The 437-nt window shown below is 83.3% G+C and carries 1 protein-coding gene; it reads right to left on the reverse strand.

Translation table 11 applies throughout. From position 1 onward, the window contains the following. Positions 1–259 (reverse strand): hypothetical protein (locus M3677_RS17400; protein WP_251161200.1); only part of this gene is annotated, 259 nt, incomplete at its 3' end. Between the last annotated feature and the right edge of the window lie 178 nt (positions 260–437).

Below are 437 nucleotides of genomic sequence, written 5' to 3' on the forward strand. Positions count from 1 at the left end.
CGTCGGGCAGCCAGCTGGCGATCCCGGCCGCGGACAGCCAGAAGGCCACCGGGCGCAGCACCGCCAGCTCCTCGGCGACCGTCGGCACGAGGGCGTCGACGCCGTGCGCCGTGGCCGCGGCCACCAGCGCGTCGCCGAAGCGGGGGTCCTCGGCGCGGGGGTGCACGACGGCGACGTCGGCCCGGGCTGCGCCGGCGGCGCGCGGGTCGGCGTCCGCGGCGACCACCCGGTGCCCGGTGGCCACCAGGCGGCGGACCACGGCGACGCCGGCGGTGCGCGCCGGTCCGGGCCGGCACGGGCGGCACGGGCGGCGCGGGCCGCGCGGGGGGCGGCACCGGTGCGGGCCGGGTGGGGGCGAGGGTCATCGGGGGTCCTGTTCGCGGTGTCGGGCGAGGTCGGCGCGGGTGGGGACGGCGACCGCGGGCGGGAGCACGCGG

The organism is Curtobacterium sp. P97 (genome assembly GCF_023712445.1).
Classification (GTDB): Bacteria; Actinomycetota; Actinomycetes; order Actinomycetales; family Microbacteriaceae; genus Curtobacterium.